Source organism: Bradyrhizobium sp. AZCC 1721 (assembly GCF_036924715.1).
Lineage (GTDB): Bacteria > Pseudomonadota > Alphaproteobacteria > Rhizobiales > Xanthobacteraceae > Bradyrhizobium.
On the sequence record NZ_JAZHSB010000001.1, the window covers coordinates 6,524,249 to 6,544,259 of the forward strand.

The 20,011-nt window shown below is 61.9% G+C and carries 20 protein-coding genes and 1 pseudogene; 14 read left to right on the forward strand and 7 right to left on the reverse strand.

Going from position 1 to position 20,011, the window contains the following annotated elements; genetic code table 11:
* Positions 1–7: 7 nt before the first annotated feature.
* Positions 8–1,324: an urea ABC transporter substrate-binding protein gene (gene urtA / locus V1273_RS31190; RefSeq protein WP_334365194.1), complete on the reverse strand. Its 1,317-nt coding sequence runs from the start codon at positions 1,322–1,324 to the stop codon at positions 8–10.
* Positions 1,325–1,867: 543 nt separating this feature from the next.
* On the opposite strand from urtA, the gene V1273_RS31195 reads away from it, so the two are divergent.
* The 3 genes from V1273_RS31195 (at position 1,868) to V1273_RS31205 (ending at position 4,103) form a co-directional block, all read left to right on the forward strand.
* On the forward strand, positions 1,868–3,310 hold the full coding sequence (locus V1273_RS31195; RefSeq protein WP_334365195.1) for a DEAD/DEAH box helicase: 1,443 nt from the start codon (positions 1,868–1,870) through the stop codon (positions 3,308–3,310).
* A gap of 23 nt (positions 3,311–3,333) precedes the next feature.
* On the forward strand, positions 3,334–3,621 hold the full coding sequence (gene infA / locus V1273_RS31200; RefSeq protein ID WP_334365196.1) for a translation initiation factor IF-1: 288 nt from the start codon (positions 3,334–3,336) through the stop codon (positions 3,619–3,621).
* A gap of 269 nt (positions 3,622–3,890) precedes the next feature.
* On the forward strand, positions 3,891–4,103 hold the full coding sequence (locus V1273_RS31205; protein ID WP_002714433.1) for a cold-shock protein: 213 nt from the start codon (positions 3,891–3,893) through the stop codon (positions 4,101–4,103).
* 128 nt (positions 4,104–4,231) lie between these two features.
* Here V1273_RS31205 and V1273_RS31210 read toward each other — a convergent pair whose 3' ends face one another.
* Positions 4,232–4,804, reverse strand: a complete 573-nt coding sequence (locus V1273_RS31210; RefSeq protein ID WP_334365197.1) for a TadE/TadG family type IV pilus assembly protein — start codon at positions 4,802–4,804, stop codon at positions 4,232–4,234.
* Between the two features lie 19 nt (positions 4,805–4,823).
* Positions 4,824–5,363, reverse strand: a complete 540-nt coding sequence (locus tag V1273_RS31215; protein ID WP_334411846.1) for a TadE/TadG family type IV pilus assembly protein — start codon at positions 5,361–5,363, stop codon at positions 4,824–4,826.
* Here V1273_RS31215 and V1273_RS31220 point away from each other — a divergent pair.
* The gene (locus V1273_RS31220) at positions 5,353–5,487 is read left to right on the forward strand and encodes a hypothetical protein (RefSeq protein ID WP_334365200.1); all 135 of its coding nucleotides are present in this window, start codon (positions 5,353–5,355) and stop codon (positions 5,485–5,487) included. The two genes, V1273_RS31215 and V1273_RS31220, sit on opposite strands and share 11 nt — an antisense overlap.
* 72 nt (positions 5,488–5,559) lie before the next feature.
* Here V1273_RS31220 and V1273_RS31225 read toward each other — a convergent pair whose 3' ends face one another.
* The 3 genes from V1273_RS31225 to V1273_RS31235 all read right to left on the reverse strand — a co-directional run bounded on the left by V1273_RS31225 (position 5,560) and on the right by V1273_RS31235 (position 8,623).
* The gene (locus V1273_RS31225; RefSeq protein ID WP_334365201.1) at positions 5,560–6,063 is read right to left on the reverse strand and encodes a pilus assembly protein N-terminal domain-containing protein; all 504 of its coding nucleotides are present in this window, start codon (positions 6,061–6,063) and stop codon (positions 5,560–5,562) included.
* Positions 6,064–6,199: 136 nt separating this feature from the next.
* Positions 6,200–7,030: a sterol desaturase family protein gene (locus V1273_RS31230; RefSeq protein ID WP_334365202.1), complete on the reverse strand. Its 831-nt coding sequence runs from the start codon at positions 7,028–7,030 to the stop codon at positions 6,200–6,202.
* A 147-nt stretch (positions 7,031–7,177) separates the two neighbouring features.
* The gene (locus V1273_RS31235) at positions 7,178–8,623 is read right to left on the reverse strand and encodes a hypothetical protein (protein WP_334411847.1); all 1,446 of its coding nucleotides are present in this window, start codon (positions 8,621–8,623) and stop codon (positions 7,178–7,180) included.
* A 383-nt stretch (positions 8,624–9,006) separates the two neighbouring features.
* On the opposite strand from V1273_RS31235, the gene V1273_RS31240 reads away from it, so the two are divergent.
* The 10 genes and pseudogenes from V1273_RS31240 (at position 9,007) to V1273_RS31285 (ending at position 19,073) form a co-directional block, all read left to right on the forward strand.
* On the forward strand, positions 9,007–9,177 hold the full coding sequence (locus V1273_RS31240; RefSeq protein WP_334380079.1) for a Flp family type IVb pilin: 171 nt from the start codon (positions 9,007–9,009) through the stop codon (positions 9,175–9,177).
* A 310-nt stretch (positions 9,178–9,487) separates the two neighbouring features.
* On the forward strand, positions 9,488–10,012 hold the full coding sequence (locus V1273_RS31245) for an A24 family peptidase (protein WP_334365205.1): 525 nt from the start codon (positions 9,488–9,490) through the stop codon (positions 10,010–10,012).
* A gap of 126 nt (positions 10,013–10,138) precedes the next feature.
* Positions 10,139–10,930 (forward strand): Flp pilus assembly protein CpaB, encoded by a 792-nt coding sequence (gene cpaB / locus V1273_RS31250; RefSeq protein ID WP_334365206.1) that lies wholly within the window; start codon positions 10,139–10,141, stop codon positions 10,928–10,930.
* Positions 10,931–10,947: 17 nt separating this feature from the next.
* The gene (locus tag V1273_RS31255) at positions 10,948–12,411 is read left to right on the forward strand and encodes a type II and III secretion system protein family protein (RefSeq protein WP_334369043.1); all 1,464 of its coding nucleotides are present in this window, start codon (positions 10,948–10,950) and stop codon (positions 12,409–12,411) included.
* A gap of 9 nt (positions 12,412–12,420) precedes the next feature.
* Positions 12,421–13,173 (forward strand): CpaD family pilus assembly protein, encoded by a 753-nt coding sequence (locus V1273_RS31260; protein WP_334411848.1) that lies wholly within the window; start codon positions 12,421–12,423, stop codon positions 13,171–13,173.
* Positions 13,170–14,441: an AAA family ATPase gene (locus V1273_RS31265; protein WP_334411849.1), complete on the forward strand. Its 1,272-nt coding sequence runs from the start codon at positions 13,170–13,172 to the stop codon at positions 14,439–14,441. The genes V1273_RS31260 and V1273_RS31265 overlap by 4 nt, the downstream gene beginning before the upstream one ends.
* Positions 14,442–14,463: 22 nt before the next feature.
* The gene (locus V1273_RS31270; RefSeq protein WP_334365209.1) at positions 14,464–15,930 is read left to right on the forward strand and encodes a CpaF family protein; all 1,467 of its coding nucleotides are present in this window, start codon (positions 14,464–14,466) and stop codon (positions 15,928–15,930) included.
* Between the two features lie 7 nt (positions 15,931–15,937).
* A pseudogene (locus tag V1273_RS31275) lies at positions 15,938–16,917 on the forward strand (type II secretion system F family protein).
* A gap of 10 nt (positions 16,918–16,927) precedes the next feature.
* Positions 16,928–17,902 (forward strand): type II secretion system F family protein, encoded by a 975-nt coding sequence (locus tag V1273_RS31280; RefSeq protein WP_334365211.1) that lies wholly within the window; start codon positions 16,928–16,930, stop codon positions 17,900–17,902.
* Between the two features lie 454 nt (positions 17,903–18,356).
* A complete protein-coding gene (locus V1273_RS31285; RefSeq protein WP_334365213.1) occupies positions 18,357–19,073 on the forward strand; it encodes a hypothetical protein in 717 nt (238 codons plus the stop codon).
* A 41-nt stretch (positions 19,074–19,114) separates the two neighbouring features.
* Here the strand turns inward: V1273_RS31285 and V1273_RS31290 are convergent, their stop codons facing one another.
* Complete coding sequence (locus V1273_RS31290) at positions 19,115–19,951, reverse strand: tetratricopeptide repeat protein (RefSeq protein ID WP_334365214.1); 837 nt, start codon at positions 19,949–19,951, stop codon at positions 19,115–19,117.
* Between the last annotated feature and the right edge of the window lie 60 nt (positions 19,952–20,011).

Here is a 20,011-nt window from a genome sequence, read left to right on the forward strand (position 1 = left end):
ATCGGGATCAGGAGCCCTGACCGCCGCACTTGTTGGTCTTGGTGTTGTAGTTGCCGCACTTCTTGCCAACCCAGTCGCCGATCAGGTCCTTGGAGCCCTCGAGCTCCTTCGACCAGGCGTCGCCAGCGACAAGGCCCGGGGTCTTCCACACCACGTCGAACTGGCCGTTGGCTTTGATTTCGCCGATGAACACCGGCTTGGTGATGTGATGGTTAGGCAGCATCTTGGAGGTGCCGCCGGTCAGGTTCTTGGCTTCGATGCCGGGCAGCGCGTCGATCACCTTGTCCGGATCGGTCGACTTCACCTTCTCGACCGCCTTGACCCACATGTCGAAGCCGATGACGTGCGCTTCCATCGGATCGTTGGTCACGCGCTTCGGATTCTTGGTGTAGGCCTGCCAGGCCTTGATGAACTTCTCGTTCTCGGGCGACTTGATCGACTGGAAGTAGTTCCAGGCGGCGAGATGGCCGAGCAGCGGCTTGGTGTCGATGCCGGCGAGTTCTTCTTCACCGACCGAGAACGCGACCACCGGAATGTCGGTCGCCTTGATGCCCTGGTTGCCGAGCTCCTTGTAGAAGGGAACGTTGGCGTCGCCGTTGATGGTGGAGACCACGGCGGTCTTCTTGCCGGCGGAGCCGAACTTCTTGATGTCGGCCACGATGGTCTGCCAGTCACTATGACCAAACGGCGTGTAGTTGATCATGATGTCTTCCTGCTTGACGCCCTTCGACTTCAAGTAGGCTTCGAGGATCTTGTTGGTGGTGCGCGGATAGACGTAGTCGGTGCCGGCCAGAACCCAGCGCTTCACCTTCTCGTCCTTCATCAAATAGTCGACGGCGGGAATCGCCTGCTGGTTCGGCGCAGCACCGGTGTAGAACACGTTGCGCTCGCTCTCCTCGCCCTCGTATTGCACGGGGTAGAACAGGATCGAGTTCAGTTCCTTGAATACCGGGAGCACGGACTTGCGCGACACCGAGGTCCAGCAGCCGAACACGACCGAAACCTTGTCCTTGGTGATCAGCTCGCGCGCCTTTTCGGCAAACAGCGGCCAGTTCGAGGCGGGGTCGACGACGACAGGCTCAAGCTTTTTGCCGAGCACGCCGCCCTTCTTGTTCTGCTCCTCGATCAGGAAGAGAATGGTGTCCTTCAGCGTGGTTTCGCTGATGGCCATGGTGCCGGAAAGAGAATGCAGGACGCCGACCTTGATGGTCTCCTGCGCCTTGGCGTTCGAGAACGCAGCCAGACCCAAAACCAGGCCGGCAGTGGCCGCTAGCCAGCGGCGGCGGCTCAGCGTCGCTATATCGTGAGTCAATTTTGTAAGCATGAAATGTCATCTCCCTGACGCAGGCGTTGAACGCTGCGAACGGCCCCACGGCCGCCTGCGTTTAAGGGAATCGCAAGAACCATGCCATCGCTCGATGGCCGGATAAACTCCTATAATCGCTTGGAAATTCCGGCTATGCGAAAACCGCCGGCGAGAAATCTGCCTACTTATTAGACAGCGTAAATGTATGCTTTGGCGGCAAACCATCTACTTTTTGTGCAAATGCCGCAATTTGGCTAAATTTCTTGCACGAATTTTGATCGTTTGGGCTGGCCGCGCGGCACGGCGCGATCTGGCCGATCGGTTTCTTTTAACCGAGCTGGCGAGGCGTGCCGAATTCACCTTGAAAGCGGCGCACAGGTGCTCCATATGACTGTCGTGACCTAGAGAATCATCAGGTCCCTGCGAGCCGCGTGTTCTGATCCCGTTTTGCGGTTTCTGGCTTGCCCCCTTCAGCTAGCAAAACCGACGCCCCAAACACGCGGGTGTCTCTGACACACTCGCGCGCTCCTGGCTGACATCGCCGGGCGCCTGCCCTTTTTAATGGAAAGAACCACCCTTTTGACCTCCTTTCAGGATTTCGGCCTTGCCGATCCCATCTCGCGTGCGCTCAAGGAAGAAAATTACCACACGCCCACGCCCATCCAGGCCCAGACCATTCCCATCGCATTGACCGGCCGTGACGTCGTCGGCATCGCCCAGACCGGCACCGGCAAGACCGCGGCGTTTGCGCTGCCGATCCTGCACCGGATCCTGGAGAACCGCATCCGGCCACAGCCGAAGAGCTGCCGCGTGCTGGTGCTGTCGCCAACCCGCGAGCTGTCAGGCCAGATCCTCGACAGCTTCAACGCCTATGGCCGCCACATCCGCCTGACCTCAGCGCTGGCGATCGGCGGCGTGCCGATGGGCCGCCAGGTCCGCTCGGTCATGCAGGGTGTCGAAGTAATGGTGGCGACCCCCGGCCGTCTGCTCGATCTCGTCCAGAGCAACGGGCTGAAGCTGAACCAGGTCGAGTTCCTGGTGCTCGACGAAGCCGACCGTATGCTCGACATGGGCTTCATCAACGACATCCGCAAAGTCGTCGCGAAACTCCCGATCAAGCGGCAAACGCTGTTCTTCTCGGCCACCATGCCGAAGGATATCGCGGAACTCGCCGAATCCATGCTGCGCGACCCCGCGCGGGTGGCGGTGACGCCGGTGGCCTCGACGGCCGACCGGATCACCCAGCGCATCATCCAGGTCGATTTCGCGGCCAAGCCGGCGGTGCTGGCGCAGCTTTTGAAGCAGGAACCAGTCGACCGCGCGCTGGTCTTCACCCGCACCAAGCACGGCGCCGACAAGGTGGTGAAGGTGCTGGCCAAGGCCGGTATCGAAGCCAATGCCATTCATGGCAACAAATCGCAGAACCACCGGGAACGCGTGCTGGCGGCGTTCCGCTCCGGCGAGATCCGCACGTTGGTCGCCACCGACATTGCCGCCCGCGGCATCGATGTCGACGGCATCAGCCATGTCGTGAATTTCGACCTGCCCAACGTTCCCGAAACCTACGTCCACCGCATCGGCCGCACCGCGCGCGCCGGCGCCGAGGGCGTGGCGATCTCGCTGATCGCGGGCGCCGAGGAAATGGGCTATCTGCGCGACATCGAGCGGCTGATTCGCATCGCGCTGCCGCGGGAAGACCGCAGGACGCCGGGCCACCGTGATGCGGCGCCGGCCCCCGCCCAGCACCGGGGCGGACGGCCTGGAACACGCGTCCATGCTAGCCGTTCTCATGAACCGGCCCCAAGCGCAAAAGGCCCTCGCCGACGCCGCCGCGGTGGTGGTAATAATGCGCAGCAGCCGAACAGGCACGAAGCGCCGCGTCCGGCCCAGCAGGCCGGCAAGAGCCAGGCCGGCCAAAGCGAGGGCATTCAGGGCGTCGCCTTCTTGCATCGCGAGAGCCGTCCGAATAATCAACCGAACCGTAACCACCGACCGCAGCGCTAGCCTCGATCGACCTGGAGACCACCATGGCTAAAGAAGAGCTGATCCAGTTCGAAGGACTGGTGACCGAAATTCTCCCCGACGCGCGCTATCGCGTGCAGCTCGATGCCGGACACGAGATTGTTGCCTATACCGCAGGCAAGATGAAGAAGAACCGGATCAAGACGCTGGCAGGCGATCGCGTGACGATCGAGATGTCGCCGTATGATCTGGAGAAGGGTCGCCTGATCTTCCGACACAAGGACGAGCGTCCGTCGACATCGGGCGCCCCGCGTGGTGCGCCGCCGCGCGGCGGCCAGTTCCGCCGCCGGTAAACAGATCGTAAACGCCCTCGAAATCGCGCCCGACGCGACCGCGTCGCGCGCGAGCGAGGGCGGCTGGCCGCCCCGAATCAAAAAATCGCACGTCAGGATTGTTTTGAACCCTACTATCGAATAATATTAGGTATCGATTTTCGGCCGGACGACATTAGCTATCCACCGGTACAGCCGGTTTAGACGCTGACGACCCTTCCAAAAATTCGATCTCACCAGCCCATCGAAAGGTGGGCTACGACTTGTCTATCTGAGAAGGGACTACCCCCGTGAGCATGGGAACCGTGAAGTGGTTTAACGCTACCAAGGGCTATGGCTTCATCCAGCCGGATGACGGCGGCAATGACGTGTTCGTGCACATCAGCGCTGTCGAGCGTGCCGGCCTCGGAACGTTGCGTGAAGGCCAGAAGATCTCCTACGAAATCGTGGCAGATCGCCGCTCTGGCAAATCTTCGGCCGACAATCTGCGCGCCGCCGGGTAAGCGATTTTCGGGCGCACGCGACAGCGTCCCGAAGACCGCTCCTGAATAAATCAAAAGGCCGCGCCAATGGCGCGGCCTTTTTCTTTGCGATCCTTTTCGATGCAGCCATCCGATCGGGCGCAGCCGCCTCACGTCTGGGTGCAGACCGAGGTCTTGTACATCACGCAAAGTCCCTGGCGCGGACGGGTGAGGCTGTAGTCTTTCAGCTCCATGCCGTCCTGCTTATTGATGAACCAGGCGACGCTCGGGATGTAGTTATAGCTGACCTCGCTTAGGATCAGGTAGGTGCCGGGGATCCGGAGCGCCTCCGGGATGTCGATGATGTCTCCTGCCTTATGCGGTTCGATACCCTCGCTCCACTGCACCCGCGCCTTCTTGGTATCGGGATCGAAGTACAGCTCCGTGATCTTCCCCTTCACCTCCGCCGACGAATAGGGAGTCATGATCGCCTTGCTGGCTTTGAAGAAGTTGGTCAATTGCGTATCGCTCACCGTGGTGTTCTGGGACGTCAGGTCCGATAGCGTGCGCGCCATCAGCGTCACCTTGCGTTTGATGGCGAAGCCGGCCGAGAACTCGTAGGTGCCAATGAACAGCGCTGCCATGAGCGGGATGATCATCGCGAACTCGACGGCCGCAAGACCGCTGTTGTCGCCAAGCAGTTCGAACGCCCGGCGGCGCATGCGAAGCCAGATTGTGCTCATCGGTTCATCGCCTTTGGTCCTAGTAAGGTTCGTTCTGGAATGCGGCGGTCGCCGTCAACAGCCGCTTGCTACCGTCGATATTCGAGATATCGAAGCCGAGGCTGGTGACGAACAGCGGCCATTTGTAGAACAGCCGCACCATGACGATGTCGCCGGGGCCGCCGGGGAGATAATTGTTCGGAGGAACGAATTTTTTCTTCCCGTCTTTCGGGTCGGTGACGATCGGGGCGGAGACGTCGACGATGTCAAACGCGGGGTAATTTTGCACGTCGATCGAGATTCCGTTCTCGCAATCGAACATCACGACGAGCTTGGCGCAAACGGCGTCCTTGAACTGGCTCTGGGTGAATTTCGCATTTTGTGCCTGGCCGGTCATGATCAGACGCGCCGAGTCCTGCGTCACGGTCTCGAGAATCTGGCTGGCAAAGAATACCAGCGCCAGCTCGATGATCGCGAACAGAACGGCAAAGAATATCGGTCCAACCAGCGCAAACTCGACGGCGGCCGAGCCCCTTCGGTTGTGATGAAACCGGCGCAGGATATTTTTCTTGGGAACCATGGAAGGCGGCATCGAAGAGACCTCAGAGCGCGAGGGAATTGCCGCAAAAACCTATCCGAAACTGATTGTTGAATTGTTTCGGCCGTTCCAGACAGAACGACCCGCGCCGTTAACCGAATCTTGACCGTGCCGGGAGACCGGCGCCGAGAGCCCGGTTCTGATTCAATCAGAACCGGAAGGCTCTGGCGCAAACGGCTCAGTCCGCCTTGCCGCCGGCCGCCGCGCCAGCGGCCTGGCTGGAGAGCGAGCCGGCCTGATCGATGGCGGTCTTGAAGTAGCCGACGCCGTCGCCAAGGGTGATGCGGCGCTGGCAGACCGGCATGCAGCTATAGGATTCCCGTTCGACGCCGCGGTAGACGGTGACGAGCTGATCGGTCGGGCCTTCGACCTGGATCTGGCGGTCCACCAGTACTTCGCCATTGCGGTCCATTGCGATGAAATTGGTCGCGCCGTAGCCCTTGCCTGTAACGACGACGATGCCGCCGCTCTGCAGCGTAACGTCCGCAATCAGCGGGTTTCCGACCACGATGGTCGAGACCTTGGCAGGAAGCTTCACGAGCTTTGCCTGGTCGACATAAACGGCGATTCGGTCTGGATCGGGCGAGGCCAGACCGACGGCCGGCCACAGCAGGATTCCTGCAGCGAGGGAACGCAATCCAAAACGCGCGCGTGCGCGAATACGCGGAAACTTGAACGACATACTTTACCCCGGGGCATCAACAAGCCGGCGATGGGCCATACCCAGCGGAACCGGCGCCCGACAAGGTGAATCTGACGACAATTCATGAACAAACGGCAAATAGGCCCCGCCATGCGGCAAGAAATCCGACGCCGGCCTATTTGCGGAATGGATAAGCCAGTTGCCCAATGATTTCACGCGGGAACGAGGACTGATCGTCCACGCCGTACTGCTCCGGCAGGCGATCCGATGGCATTCGGAAGGTCCCAAACAGCAGGTCCCAGAGTGGAAAGGTGCCGGCAAAATTGGTGTCCCCGCCCTCCTCGCGGGAGGTGTGGTGCCAGCGGTGAAACACCGGCGTCGCCACGACATATTTGAACGGGCCGAGCGTCCAGTTGAGGTTGGCGTGGACGAACGCCGAGTGGAAGATGTTGAACGGGCCGAGCCACAGCATCACGCCCGGCGAAATGCCGGCCATCAGCAACACGACGTCGACCCCGATGGTACCCAACAGCAGGTTGATGGGGTGAAAGCGCGCCGCCGAGATCCAGTCCACATCTTCCGACGAATGGTGGATGGCGTGGTATTTCCAGAACCCGCCGCCGTGAAACATGCGGTGCAGCCAGTACATCATGAAATCGGCTGCGACCAGGAACAGGATCGTCTGCAGCCACAATGGCAGCCTCGACAACGGACCGTGGCCGTTGTCGTAGAAGGCGATCAGTTCGTCGGCGTCGTGAATTCCAACCAGCAAAGCAGCGCCGAGCACCAATAGTCCGATGCGGAATACCCGCGCAAACAGCGGCACCAGGAACCAGTAGCAGATGTCGGTGACGAGTTCGCGCTTGCGCCACCAGGGCCTGCCGGGATTGCAGGCCCAGAAATGCGCCAGCAGCGAGAACACCAACGCCAGCGCGACCGTGACCGGCACCACCTTGGCCATGGTCTGGCCCAGCATCTCGAGGACTTCGATCGGCAGGTTGGACATGTCGGCTGCTTGCGGTCTGATCGGCGACCGTCAACCGCCGCTCGGGTGCATTCAACTGGTTCCCCGTAGCAGAATCCCCGGCCGCCCGCCAGTTCACGTGCCCCTCAAAGCATCCAGGCGGACGTCGCGACAGCCATCGGGCAGCGCTCAATTGGCGGTACGAACGTGCAGCACGGCGTTCTCGTCGGAATACACGCGCTTCCAGCCACTGACTTGATCGAGCAGCCCAACGGCCGGCGTCGACGGCTTCAACAGCACGGCATCGATTTCCCAGGTCTTTAGAATATCGAGGAAATGGTTGGCGTCCTTGAGCGTCAGCGCGCGGTAATAGGCCATTTCGAAGGCTTCGCCGTAGAGTTCGGCGCGCCCGTCGATGAACACGGGAATCTGGCGCCAGATCAGGTATCCGCCGAACGGAAGGTCGTTGAGAACCCGCTTGGGATTATGCGCCTGCAAGGCATCGACGGCCGCGGCGGGCGATTGCCCTTCGGGTGGCGCAATCCTCGCATTGGCTGCAAACACCCATGTCAAGCCGCCGAGCAAGACGGCCAGCATCGCCACGGAGGGCGCACTTATCCGGACGAGCCGGGCCGGCTGCAGCGCGAATTGCGACGCCACCGGCGCGAGCAACACGATCGGCAGCAGCAGCGCAAAGATCTCGAGGTTCCTGATATGCGACAGCGCCATGTGCAGGAGGCCCAGCGCCAGTGCGATCCGCGGCGGCGACAGCTTTACGCCGCTGTAAAGTCCGCCCCCGATCAGGGCAAGCATCGACAACTCGAACGGACCGAGACTGCTGAAGTCCGCCGGCCTCCATTCATTGATGAGATGCAGCAACTCCCCCAAATCGAGAATCTTGAATGAAGTGAGGATCGAACCCCATCCGTACGGCGTAACGCAGCATGCGGCCACGGCTCCCACCCCGAACGCGATCCAGCGCACAGTCAATGGCTCTCGTTGCGAAGGCTTCGCGTTCCATACGGCATCAAACGCGAATGCTCCGATCAAGACGAGGCCAAAGATGAATCCGCCGTGCAGGTTCGCCCAAAGCAAGATCAGCGGCAGCAACCATAATGACGGCGGCTCCCGGCGCTCGCTTGCCGACATCAGGCCGTACGACCACGCAACCATGACCGGCAGCGCGAGTACGTGAGGGCGCGCAAAAAAATGTGGCCATGAAAGCACCATTGCCGCCAGCGCGATCAGGATCGCGTAGGTTGACGGAATGCGGCAACCCAGGACATAGGTGAGAAGCGCAAACGTTGCGGCGATCGAAATTGCCGCAAGTACGATTGGTCCGCTCCAGCCGGCCAGATGATAGCTCGCAGCGTACAGAACCTGCGCGAACCAGGACGATGACGTCCATGGCTCGCCAATTCGCGTGAAGGAATACAGGTCGACGCGCGGCAAGGCGGCATGCTCGAGGATCGATCGACCCACGACGATTTGCCAATAGGTGTCTGAGTCGCGCAGCAACGTGCTTCCGACGATCAGGAGAAGCGCATACACGCCGGCGCCAAGCCAGAGCCAGGCGGGGATCCTGCCAAGGCTCAAGGCTTTCTCCTGGGAGATCATTCCGACGTTTGCGGTCATGTCGTCACGCTCGTGCCCGGACGCTATTTTTCGTCATCGTTCGGCCGGTGAGTTTCGATGACTTTCGGAGGCCGGCTGGACATGGCGCCTCTGATCGGAGAACTCGTGTGTAACCCCTCGCGCTTAAAGAGCCGTGAATTCGGGCGCCCCGCTCCGGCAGGCGGAGACCAGAGACCGCATGCGCGGCAATCTCGAATCTTACGCAATTGCTTAGTGCCAAATTTACTCTGCTTCGGAACCGTCCGGTTCCTCGGGCTTTTCGGCAATCGAATTAACCGCCTCGCAATTCTCGGGGCCCTAGGGTCATGCCATGGTCGCGGTGCTGAGAACGCCGGTGAGACCAACGTTAGTTTGACCAGCCACGTGTACATGGAGCTTATCTGATGAAGAATCTCGTTTCGCGTTTCTTGAAGGACGAATCCGGCGCGACCGCTATCGAATACGGCCTGATTGCGGCGGGTATTGCTATCGCGATCATCACCGCAGTTAACGGCGTCGGCAGCGGTCTGAACACCAAGTTCCAAGCGGTATCCACCGAGCTTGCCAAGCCGTAAGCGTCACCGCCGAAGCACAGCAAAGGCCTCGGGTATTCCGGGGCCTTTGTAGTTTTCGCCTGAGATAAGTTTCGTAAGACAGTGCGCAAATCCGCTTTCACATTCCTGGCCGCAAGAACGCGCTTCGCCGGTGACGGGGACGACGCGTCCGTGAGAGCGGTCTGTCTTGCACTGACGCTGGCGCTTCTTACGCTTTCGTGTCGAATTGCAAGCGTCTGGTGATGAGCGAAGCCGTTTTCTGCTTGTTCATCTCTCGTGTGTAGTCTCGACGCTTCGACGTCGCGATTAGCAGCACGGGCTTCGTAAATCCATGATCCTCGACATAGCACGACTCCTGCTCTTTCCCGCACTGATGGCGTTCGCAGCCGCGAGCGACCTCTTCACCATGACGATTTCGAACCGATTGTCGCTGGCGCTTATCGCGGGCTTCCTGGCTCTTGCATTGCTGGGCGGCATGGCCCTGCATGACATGCTCATGCACATCGGCGCCGGCGCAGCCGTCCTGGCGGTGGCCTTTGCCTGCTTCGCGATGGGCTGGGTTGGCGGCGGCGACGCCAAGGTCGCAGCCAGCGTGGCGCTCTGGTTCGGCTTCGACCACCTCCTCAACTACCTGGTCTACGCCTCACTGTTCGGCGGGGCTCTGACGTTGTTGCTGCTCCAGTTCCGGCGGTGGCCGCTGCCTTATCCGCTTGCGGCGCAAGCCTGGCTGAACCGGCTGCACGACAAGCAGAGCGGAATCCCCTACGGCATCGCGCTCGCGCTTGGCGCGCTGATGGTCTATCCGGAGACCGAATGGATCAAGGCGATCGACCTGACCCACCTCGCCATGCGTTGATCCAGCACCGCTAACTTTCCGTTAAGGCAATTTACACACGCCTCATTAACCATGCTTTGACGAATAGCTGGTCAACTCCCATCACGGCGGCGGAAGCGTCGCGGCGTAATGTGGAAAGTGAAGCGTATGAATAAGCCACGCATTGTGGTCTTGACCATCGCCATCGGCGCTGGCGGCGTTGCCGCATATCTCGCCAGCGGGTCCGGCGACAGGCCTGCCCCGGCCCAGCCGGTCGCGCAGCTTCAGACCGTCGATATTCTCGTCGCGAAATCGGATATCGGCCTCGGCAAGTCGGTCAAGCCCGACGATCTGCAATGGCAGACCTGGCCGGCCACGTCGGCCAGCAGTAACTTCATCAGCCGCGCCAGCAAGGCCGACGCCGTCAAGGAGATCACCGGCTCGATCGCGCGCGCGCCGTTCATCGCGGGCGAGCCGATTCGCGAGCAGAAGCTGGTGAAAGCCGACGGCTCCGGCTTCATGGCGGCGATCCTGCCCGCGGGCTACCGGGCCATTTCCACCGAGATTTCGCCGGAAACCGGCGCCGGCGGCTTCATCCTGCCGAACGACCGCGTCGACGTAATTCTTACCAAGCGCGACAAGAACCCGGACAGCAAGGGCCCGGATATCTCCAGCTCGGAGATCATCCTGACCAACGTTCGCGTTCTCGCGATCGACCAGGCGCCGAAGGAGAAAGAAGGCGCCAGCTCGCTGGTCGGCAGGACGGTCACCCTCGAACTGAAGCCCGAGCAGGCCGAGACGCTGGCGCGATCGCGCCAGAGCGGCACGCTGACGCTGGCGCTGCGCAGCATTGCCGACGTCAACGCAGTCGAGAAGCCGGACGAACAATTCAACAAGCGTGGCGAAAGCCTCAACGTCATTCGTTATGGCGTTGCCAGCCAGCAGACGATGCAGAAGTGACCGAAAGGACGCACGATATGAAGTGCAGGGAAATTCAGCCGATGATGCGAACGTTCATCGTCCGCGCCCTGTCGTTTTCGGCCGTGACTGCTCTCACGCTCAATCCGGCGCTGACGCCGGTGATGGCGAGCGACTATCGCGTCGCGCCGGTGGCCGCCGACGGGCAGATGAACGCCCGCTTCGTTTCGCTCGGGATCGGCAAGTCTTTCGTGATCGACCTGCCGCGCGAGATCAAGGACGTGCTGGTTGCGGATCCGAAGGTCGCCAACGCCGTGGTGCGTTCGACCCAGCGCGCCTATATCATCGGCGCCGCGGTCGGCCAGACCAATATCGTTTTCTTCGATTCCACCGGTGCGCAGATCGCGGCCTATGACATCGCGGTCAAGCGCGACCTCAACGGCGTGCGCGCGGCGCTGAAGCAGTCGCTGCCGAATTCGGACATCCTGATCGAAGGCGTCGGTGACGGCGTGGTGCTGAGCGGCACCGCGGCAACCCCGATCGAGGCGCAGCAGGCCGCCGAAATCGCCGCCCGCCTGGTGGGCGGCACTGAAAAGGTCGTCAATTCGATCGCAGTTCGCGGCCGTGACCAGGTGATGTTGAAAGTCACGCTCGCTGAAGTCCAGCGCTCGGTCATCAAGCAGCTCGGCATTGATCTCAGCGCCAGCATGTCGTACGGCACATCCGTTGTTAGGTTCACCAACAACAACCCGTTCACCGCAAACAGTGCGCCGCTCGTGGCCAACAACGCCCTTACCGGGAGTTTCGGCTCGACGCCATCCGTGCAGGCGACGCTACGCGCGATGGAAAGCGCCGGTGTCGTGCGAACCATTGCCGAACCTAACCTCACGGCCATTTCCGGCGAGTCCGCAACCTTTATCTCCGGCGGCGAATTTCCAATTCCGACCGGCGTGACCTGCCAAACCACAGTGGGTGGTGCCGTCGGACAATGCGTCCAGACAGTCAGCTTCAAGAAATTCGGCATCTCTCTCAACTTTACGCCGGTCGTGCTGACCGAGGGACGGATCAGCCTTCGGGTGATGACCGAGGTGTCGGAAGTCTCGACCGAAAACGCTCTGACCGGCGGTGCCGGTGGAACGACCATTCCCTCGATCAAGACCCGCCGCGCCGAGACGACACTGGAAATTCCGTCCGGCGGCGCGATGGCGATGGCCGGCCTGATCCAGGAACAGACCAAGCAGGCGATCAACGGTCTGCCGGGGCTGGCGCAACTGCCGGTTCTCGGCACGCTGTTCCGCAGCCGCGACTTCGTCAACAACCAGAGCGAATTGATGGTTCTGGTCACGCCTTATGTGGTGCGCGCGGTGGCACAGAAGGATCTGTCGCGCCCCGACGACGGCTTTGCCAGCGCGTCGGATCCGCAGGCCGACCTCCTCGGCAGCATCAATCGCATCTACGGCGTTCCGGGCCGCGTCGAAAAGGCACGGAATTATCGCGGCACCTACGGCTTTATTACGGACTGAGGCGGGACGATGACACCGAAGACGAAATCCACGAAGCCCGCCGATCCAAGGCGCACGCTTGGCCTGGCAGGAGCGCTGATCGGACTTTCCGTGGCGCTCAGCGCCTGCAAGCACACCACCGATGTCGTGACGACGGCGGCCGTGCCTGACGACTATCGCCAGCGCCATCCGATCGCGGTCCAGGAAGCCGACCGCTCGATCGTCGTTTTCGTCGGCCGCGGACGCGGCGGCCTTTCCGCCTCGCAGCGCGCCGACGTCATGGACCTGGCCCAAACCTGGCTTCGCGAAGGTACCGGCGCTATCAGCGTCGACGTGCCCGTCAATACCCCGAACGCACGGGCAGCCGAGGATTCATTGCGCGAGATCCAGGCGACCTTCTCCGCCGCCGGCGTGCCGCCGCGCGCGGTCAATGTCCGCCAGTATCGCCCCGAAGATCCCAGGCACATGGCCGCGATCCGCCTCAACTATCCGAAGATTTCGGCGGTGGCCGGCCCGTGCGGGCTGTGGCCGGAGGATCTCGGACCGTCGATCCACAACAAGGGCTATTTCGACAACAAGCAGTATTACAATTTCGGCTGCTCCAATCAGCGCAATCTGGCAGCGATGGTCGACAACCCGTCGGACCTCGTGCAGCCGCGTCCCGAAACCCCAGCCTATACGCCGCGCCGTGGCATGGCCCTCGAGAAATATCGCAAGGGCACTTCCACCGCGACAACCTATCCCGAGAGCGACAAGGCCAAACTCAGCGATACCGGCAAATGATCAGTTACGCGCGCCAGAGTACAGAACCGCAGCCTGACGGCACCGCGCCGTCAACGGACGATCATATCGCGCCAGCGCCGCGGGTGTCGGTGCAGGCTTTCTGCGAGACGCTGGAAACCGCGGCTGCCGTGCAGTCGGCCGGCGAAGACCGCCGCCTCGGCAAGGCTCATCTCAAGATCCAGATGGGCGGCATGGCCGCTGCCATCGAGGCCTACCGCTCGGCGCCGACGCCGAACGTGATCATCCTGGAGACCGAAGGCCGCAACGATATCCTTGTCGGCCTCGACCAGCTCGCCACCGTGTGCGACGCCGGAACACGCGTGATTGTGATCGGGCGCATCAACGACGTCATGCTCTATCGCGAACTGGTCCGCCGTGGCGTCAGCGACTACGTCATCGCGCCGGTCAGCGCCATCGACGTCGTGCGCTCGGTCTGCAACCTGTTCTCCTCGCCGGAAGCCAAGGCCGTCGGCCGCATCATCGCCGTCGTCGGCGCCAAGGGCGGCGTCGGTGCGTCGACCGTCGCCCACAACGTCGCCTGGGCGATCGCGCGCGACCTGTCGCTGGATTCCGTGGTCGCCGATCTCGACCTCGCTTTCGGCACCGCGGGCCTCGACTACAACCAGGACCCGCCGCAGGGTATCGCGGATGCGGTGTTCTCGCCTGACCGGGTCGATACCGCGTTCCTCGATCGCCTGCTGTCGAAATGCACCGACCATCTCAGCCTGCTGGCGGCGCCGGCCACGCTGGACCGGGTCTACGATTTCGGCGCGGAAGCCTTCGATTCGATCTTCGATACGCTTCGTACCACGATGCCCTGCATCGTGCTCGACGTTCCCCATCAATGGTCGGGATGGACCAAGCGCGCTTTGATCGCGGCCGACGACATCCTGATCGTCGCCGCGCCCGATCTCGCCAACCTGCGCAACACCAAGAATATCTTCGACCTCCTCAAGGCATCGCGGCCGAACGATCGTGCGCCGCTCTACTGCCTCAATCAGGTCGGTATCCCGAAGCGGCCGGAGATCCCCGCCGCCGAGTTCGCCAAGGCGATCGAAAACCACCCGATCGCCACGATCCCGTTCGAGCCACAAATCTTCGGCTCGGCCGCCAACAACGGCCAGATGATTGCGGAAATATCCGCAACGCATCGCACCACCGAGATGTTCGTGCAGATTGCGCAACGGCTCACCGGCCGCGGCGAGACCAAGAAGCCGAAGAGTTCGTTGCTGTCGCCTTTGATCGAGAAGTTACGGGCCAAGAAGTAGACAGCCCGCGTGGAGTGCCATCGTGTTCGGTAAGCGTAGCGGAAATGATAGTGATACGCGGGTACTCAAGCCCGCCATTCAGGCGCCTGAGCCGGCGTCTGCGCCGGCCGTTTCGCGCGAGATGGCCGCGCCGGCCGTCGCTTCGCCTCCAATAGCGCCCATGAAGGCGCCACCGCCCGCCCCCACCATGGAGGCGCGGCGGTCGGATAACTACTACCAAGTCAAGGCGACCATCTTCGGCGCGCTGATCGAGGCGATCGACCTTGCCCAGCTCGCCAAACTCGACGGCGAGTCCGCGCGCGAGGAAATCCGCGACATCGTCAACGAGATCATCGCGATCAAGAACATCGTGATGTCGATCGCCGAGCAGGAAGAGCTGCTCGACGACATCTGCAACGACGTGCTCGGCTACGGCCCGCTCGAGCCGCTGCTGTCGCGCGACGACATCGCCGACATCATGGTCAACGGCGCCGGCACGGTGTTCATCGAAGTCGCCGGCAAGATCCAGAAGACCGGCATCCGCTTCCGCGACAACCAGCAGCTTCTCAACATCTGCCAGCGCATCGTCAGCCAGGTCGGCCGCCGCGTCGACGAATCCTCGCCGATCTGCGACGCCCGCCTCGCCGACGGCTCACGCGTCAACGCCATCGTTCCGCCGCTGGCGATCGACGGGCCTGCCCTCACCATTCGTAAGTTCAAGAAGGACAAGCTGACGCTCGACCAACTGGTCAAGTTCGGCGCGATCTCGCCGGAAGGCGCGGAAATCCTGCAGATCATCGGCCGGGTTCGCTGCAACGTGCTGATTTCCGGCGGCACCGGCTCCGGCAAGACCACGCTGTTGAACTGCCTAACCCAGTTCATCGAGCATGACGAGCGCGTCATCACGTGCGAGGACGCCGCCGAACTTCAACTGCAGCAGCCTCACGTGGTGCGGCTTGAAACCCGCCCGCCCAATATCGAGGGCGAAGGCCAGGTCACCATGCGCGAGCTGGTCCGCAACTGCCTGCGTATGCGCCCCGAACGCATCATCGTCGGCGAAGTCCGCGGACCCGAGGCGTTCGACCTCCTACAGGCCATGAATACCGGCCACGACGGCTCGATGGGAACGTTGCACGCCAACAACCCGCGCGAAGCCATGTCGCGCTGCGAATCCATGATCACGATGGGCGGCTTCTCGCTGCCCTCGCGCACTATTCGCGAGATGATCTGCGCCTCGATCGACGTCATCGTGCAGGCCGCGCGCCTGCGCGACGGTTCACGCCGCATTACCCACATCACCGAGGTGATGGGCATGGAAGGCGATACCATCATTACCCAGGACCTGTTCGTCTACGAATTGCTCGGCGAGGACGCCAACGGCAAGATCATCGGGCGGCACCGCTCGACCGGCATCGGTCGCCCGAAGTTCTGGGAACGCGCGCGATATTACAACGAAGAAAAGCGGCTCGCGGCAGCGCTCGATGCCGCCGAAGTCGTCGACAAGACGTGAGGAGGCGATGAGCATGCAAGCGCTCGCACTGGCGTTTCTCGCCGCCACCGCCATCGGCGGCCTGGCATGGGTATTCATCTATCCGGCCCTGTCGGGCGAGAAGAAAGCCGAGTCCCGGCGCGCCTCGATCGCACGCACCGACGTTCCGGCGCGCCAGGCCGAGAAGAGCCAGCGCTCGCGCCGCGAGCAGGTCGAGGGCTATCTCTGAAGGAACTCGAGGCCCGCCGCAAGAAGGAAAAGTCCGTCTCGCTCAGCATCCGCCTGGTTCAGGCCGGCTTGACGACCTGGACGCCTCAGAAATTCTGGATCGTTTCCGCCGTTCTCGCGGCGGTGGGCTTCGGTGTCGCATTCATCGTCGGCGGCTCGCTATTGGGCGCTGCCGTGATGGCGTTCGCCACCGGCCTCGGCCTGCCACGCTGGCTGCTCAGCTATCTCAAAAAGCGCCGCGAGAAGGCGTTTCTGAAAGCGCTGCCTGACGCCGTCGACGTCATCGTGCGCGGCATCAAGGCCGGCCTGCCGCTGTTCGAATCGATCAAGGTGGTCGCCGCCGACGCGCCGGAACCACTCAAGGGCGAGTTCATGGCTATCATCGAGACCCAGACGATCGGCATGCCGCTGGGTGAGGCCTGCGCAAGGCTGTATGAGCGGATGCCGCTGCCGGAAGCCAACTTCTTCGGCATCGTGATCGCGATTCAGCAAAAATCGGGCGGCAACCTGTCGGAAGCGCTCGGCAATCTCTCCAAGGTGCTGCGCGACCGCAAGAAGATGGCGGAGAAGATTCAGGCGATGTCGATGGAAGCCAAGGCTTCCGCAGGCATCATCGGCTCGTTGCCGCCGGTCGTGATGCTGCTGGTCTGGATTACGACCCCCGACTACATCGCGCTGCTTTGGACCCATCATATCGGCCAGTTCATGCTGGTCGCTTGCGTTACCTGGATGACGATCGGCGTCCTGGTGATGAAGAAAATGATCAACTTCGACTTCTGACGGTGCGCCTATGATTGAGTTTCTGATCGCCAAGATGCACGACGCGCGGTTCATGACCATGCTGCTTGCCGCCATCGCGGCGAGTGCGACGGCCTATACGCTGATCATGCCGCTGTTTGCCGGCGAAGGCCTTGCCAAGCGCATGAAGGCGGTCGCCAACGAGCGCGAACGGCTCCGCCAGCGCGAGCGCGACCGCCTCAACAAATCGGAGAAGGTGTCGCTGCGCCAGACTCCGAAGCAGCTCGTTTCCAAGGTTGTGGAAGACCTGAACCTGACCAAATGGCTGGCGCAGGAAGCCGCGCGCGACAAGCTGATCATGGCCGGCTACCGCGGCCACGCGCCCTACGTCACGTTCCTGTTTGCCCGCGCGGTGACGCCGGTCGTGCTGTTTCTCGGCGCGGCCCTCTACGTGTTCGTGATCACCAACATGGACAAGTCGTTGACGGTCAAGCTCGGCATCTGCATCGGCGCCGCCTATCTCGGACTGCAGGCGCCGATGCTGTTCCTGAAGAACGCCATCAGCAAGCGCCAGCTCTCCATCAGGCGCGCCTTTCCCGACGCGCTCGACCTGCTCTTGATCTGCATCGAGTCCGGCATGTCGGTCGAAGTCGCCTTCCGCAAGGTCTCCACCGAGATCGTGTCGCAATCAGTGGCGCTGTCGGAGGAATTCGCGCTGACCACGGCGGAATTGTCCTATCTGCAGGACCGCAAAATGGCCTACGAGAACCTCGCCAAGCGCACCGGGCTGGAGGGCGTGAAATCGGTCTGTCTGGCGCTGATGCAGTCGGAACGCTACGGCACCCCGCTCGGCCAGAGCCTGCGCGTGATGGCGCAGGAAAACCGCGACATGCGGATGAACGAGGCCGAGAAGAAGGCGGCGGCGCTGCCGCCGAAACTGACCGTGCCGATGATCCTGTTCTTCCTGCCATGCCTGTTCATCGTCATTCTCGGACCGACCTACATCAAGATCCAGGCGTTGCACTGAGGCGAGCGGCCTGGCGGGCCGGCGCCATTTGACCTTCTTCCTCGCGCGGGCTCCCTCGAAGCTTCGACAAGCCGGCACGGGAACAGCGCATTTGCTAGTCTCCTTTGGCGTTCGTAAGCGGGCTTATCGGCTGACCCGCCGCGGATTTCCGCTTGCTGCGAGCGTTGGGCCGTCGTCGCTCTATCTTCGTCTTTTGCCGAATTGGCTACGGCTCGCACAAAAGGGACTGCCATGGGCTTGTATGTCGCGGTTCTCTATACTGGCCTTGCAGCCAGCCCCGCGTTCTTTGGACGAATTATCGGAGCCAAGGGCTTTGGCAGCGGGTTCCTTTGCTGTGCCGCAACCGCTGCTAGCCTCGCGATCGTTGCGCTAGCTCTTTGGCGTTACGAAGCTCAGGGGGCAAATCAAGGAGTCAAATCAAGGTGAAGGATTCGATTAAAGCAATGGGCGTTCCTTGAGCGCGGACATCCCATCGCTCGCAATGTTGCGGTTCTGGGGTCTGCGGACCGTCGCGACGGCTTCGTTGCGGCTTTCCGGGAGACGAGGACAAATCCACGCACTGCCGCCGATGGGATCTGCGGCGCATTTCACGCTGATTGCGCGCATGCCGGCCGTCGCCGATACGCAGGTCGGTCAGATCTTGGCCGAGCTTCAACGTGTTTCTCCGAGCCACCACTACTATCCGGCAGATACCGTCCACGTGACGATCAGGAACCTCGACGAAGCGGCACGGGAGGAATGCGATCGACCATCACTTTTCAGGAGGATACGGGGCCTTGTTGCGGATAGCGGATCGTTTGCGTTGAAAGGAAAGGGCCTCGGTGTTTCACCGAACTCGGTCTTTCTCCAACTGTATCCGGAAGATCAAGGTTTGGCGGATCTTCGGCGCAAGCTTTCGATAGCAACCAGCGATGGCGATCATCGCCGCCGTGAAGGCTTAGGCATATTGGACGACTTGGCGCGTCGCTATCTATTCGACAAAATGGCGTTTGCGACCCTCATCCGATTTTCAGGTCCGGTCACGCCGGCGTTCCTCGCTGAGATCGCCCGTCATCGCGAAACAGATTTCGGCACCTTCCCGATCGACGCATTTGAAATCGTCAGAACCGATAAGTTCCTGTCGAGCACTGGAACCGAAATAATTGCTCGCATAGTTGTTGGGCCCGACTAATGGACTCGTTGACCCGCAGTCGCGCGTGACCGCTGTGATGCTCAGTCCGGCCGGTTGAGGGCGGCGACCGGGACGGTCGCCTTGTTGCCGGGGGGACGCGAATGGTCCTTGTCCTTGCGGCTCAGCATTTCCCGCAGGTAAGCCACGTTGGCAGCCGCCTCGTCGGCCGGCAGATCGCCCTTGGCGATGGTCTCGGCTTCCGCGAAGCGGCCCTGCAGGCCGACGACGAGAGCGAGATTCTGCCGCACCCTTGCGTCGGCACGCGGATTGGAATAGGCGCGCCGCAGCGTTTCCTCGGCTTGCGGCAGCTCCCGCGTCAGCATGTAGGAGAGACCGAGATTGGACAGCACCGACGGCTCTTCCGGCGTGATCTTCAGCGCGCTCGCGTAATAGCGGCGGGCCTCTTCGTGCTTGCCCATCTTGTCGAGCGTGGTGCCCTGCACCGAAAGAATGCGCCAGTCGGGATTGGCGGGCGTATGGGCGCGGCTGAGCACGTCGAAGGCAGCCTGCGAACTGCCGTTGTCGGCGAGCGCGCGGCCGTAAGCAGCGAGCAGCGTCTTGTTGCCGGGATGAGCGATGGTGGCCTGTTCGAGCACGGCAGCGGCCTGTGCCCGCTGGCCGGTAGCGCGGAGCGCCTGGCCATACCCCAGCGCCGCCTCGGCATCCTTGGGATTGGCCCGATAGCGTTCGCCATATATCTCGGCCGCGCGGCGCGGATCGTCGGGAACGCTCTGTGCCTTGGGTGACGATGAGCTCAGCGATCCCGTTATGTCGGACATGGTCTGGCAGCCGCCAAGGCCCGCGGCCAAAACCGCGGTTACCGCGGCTGAGGTCAGGAACCGGGCAAGGGACCCGGCGTAGCTGGACGATCGACGCATGGCACTTCAACTCACGGGAATGGCGGACAAATAGAGCCGTATGAGAAAGCAATAGACTGT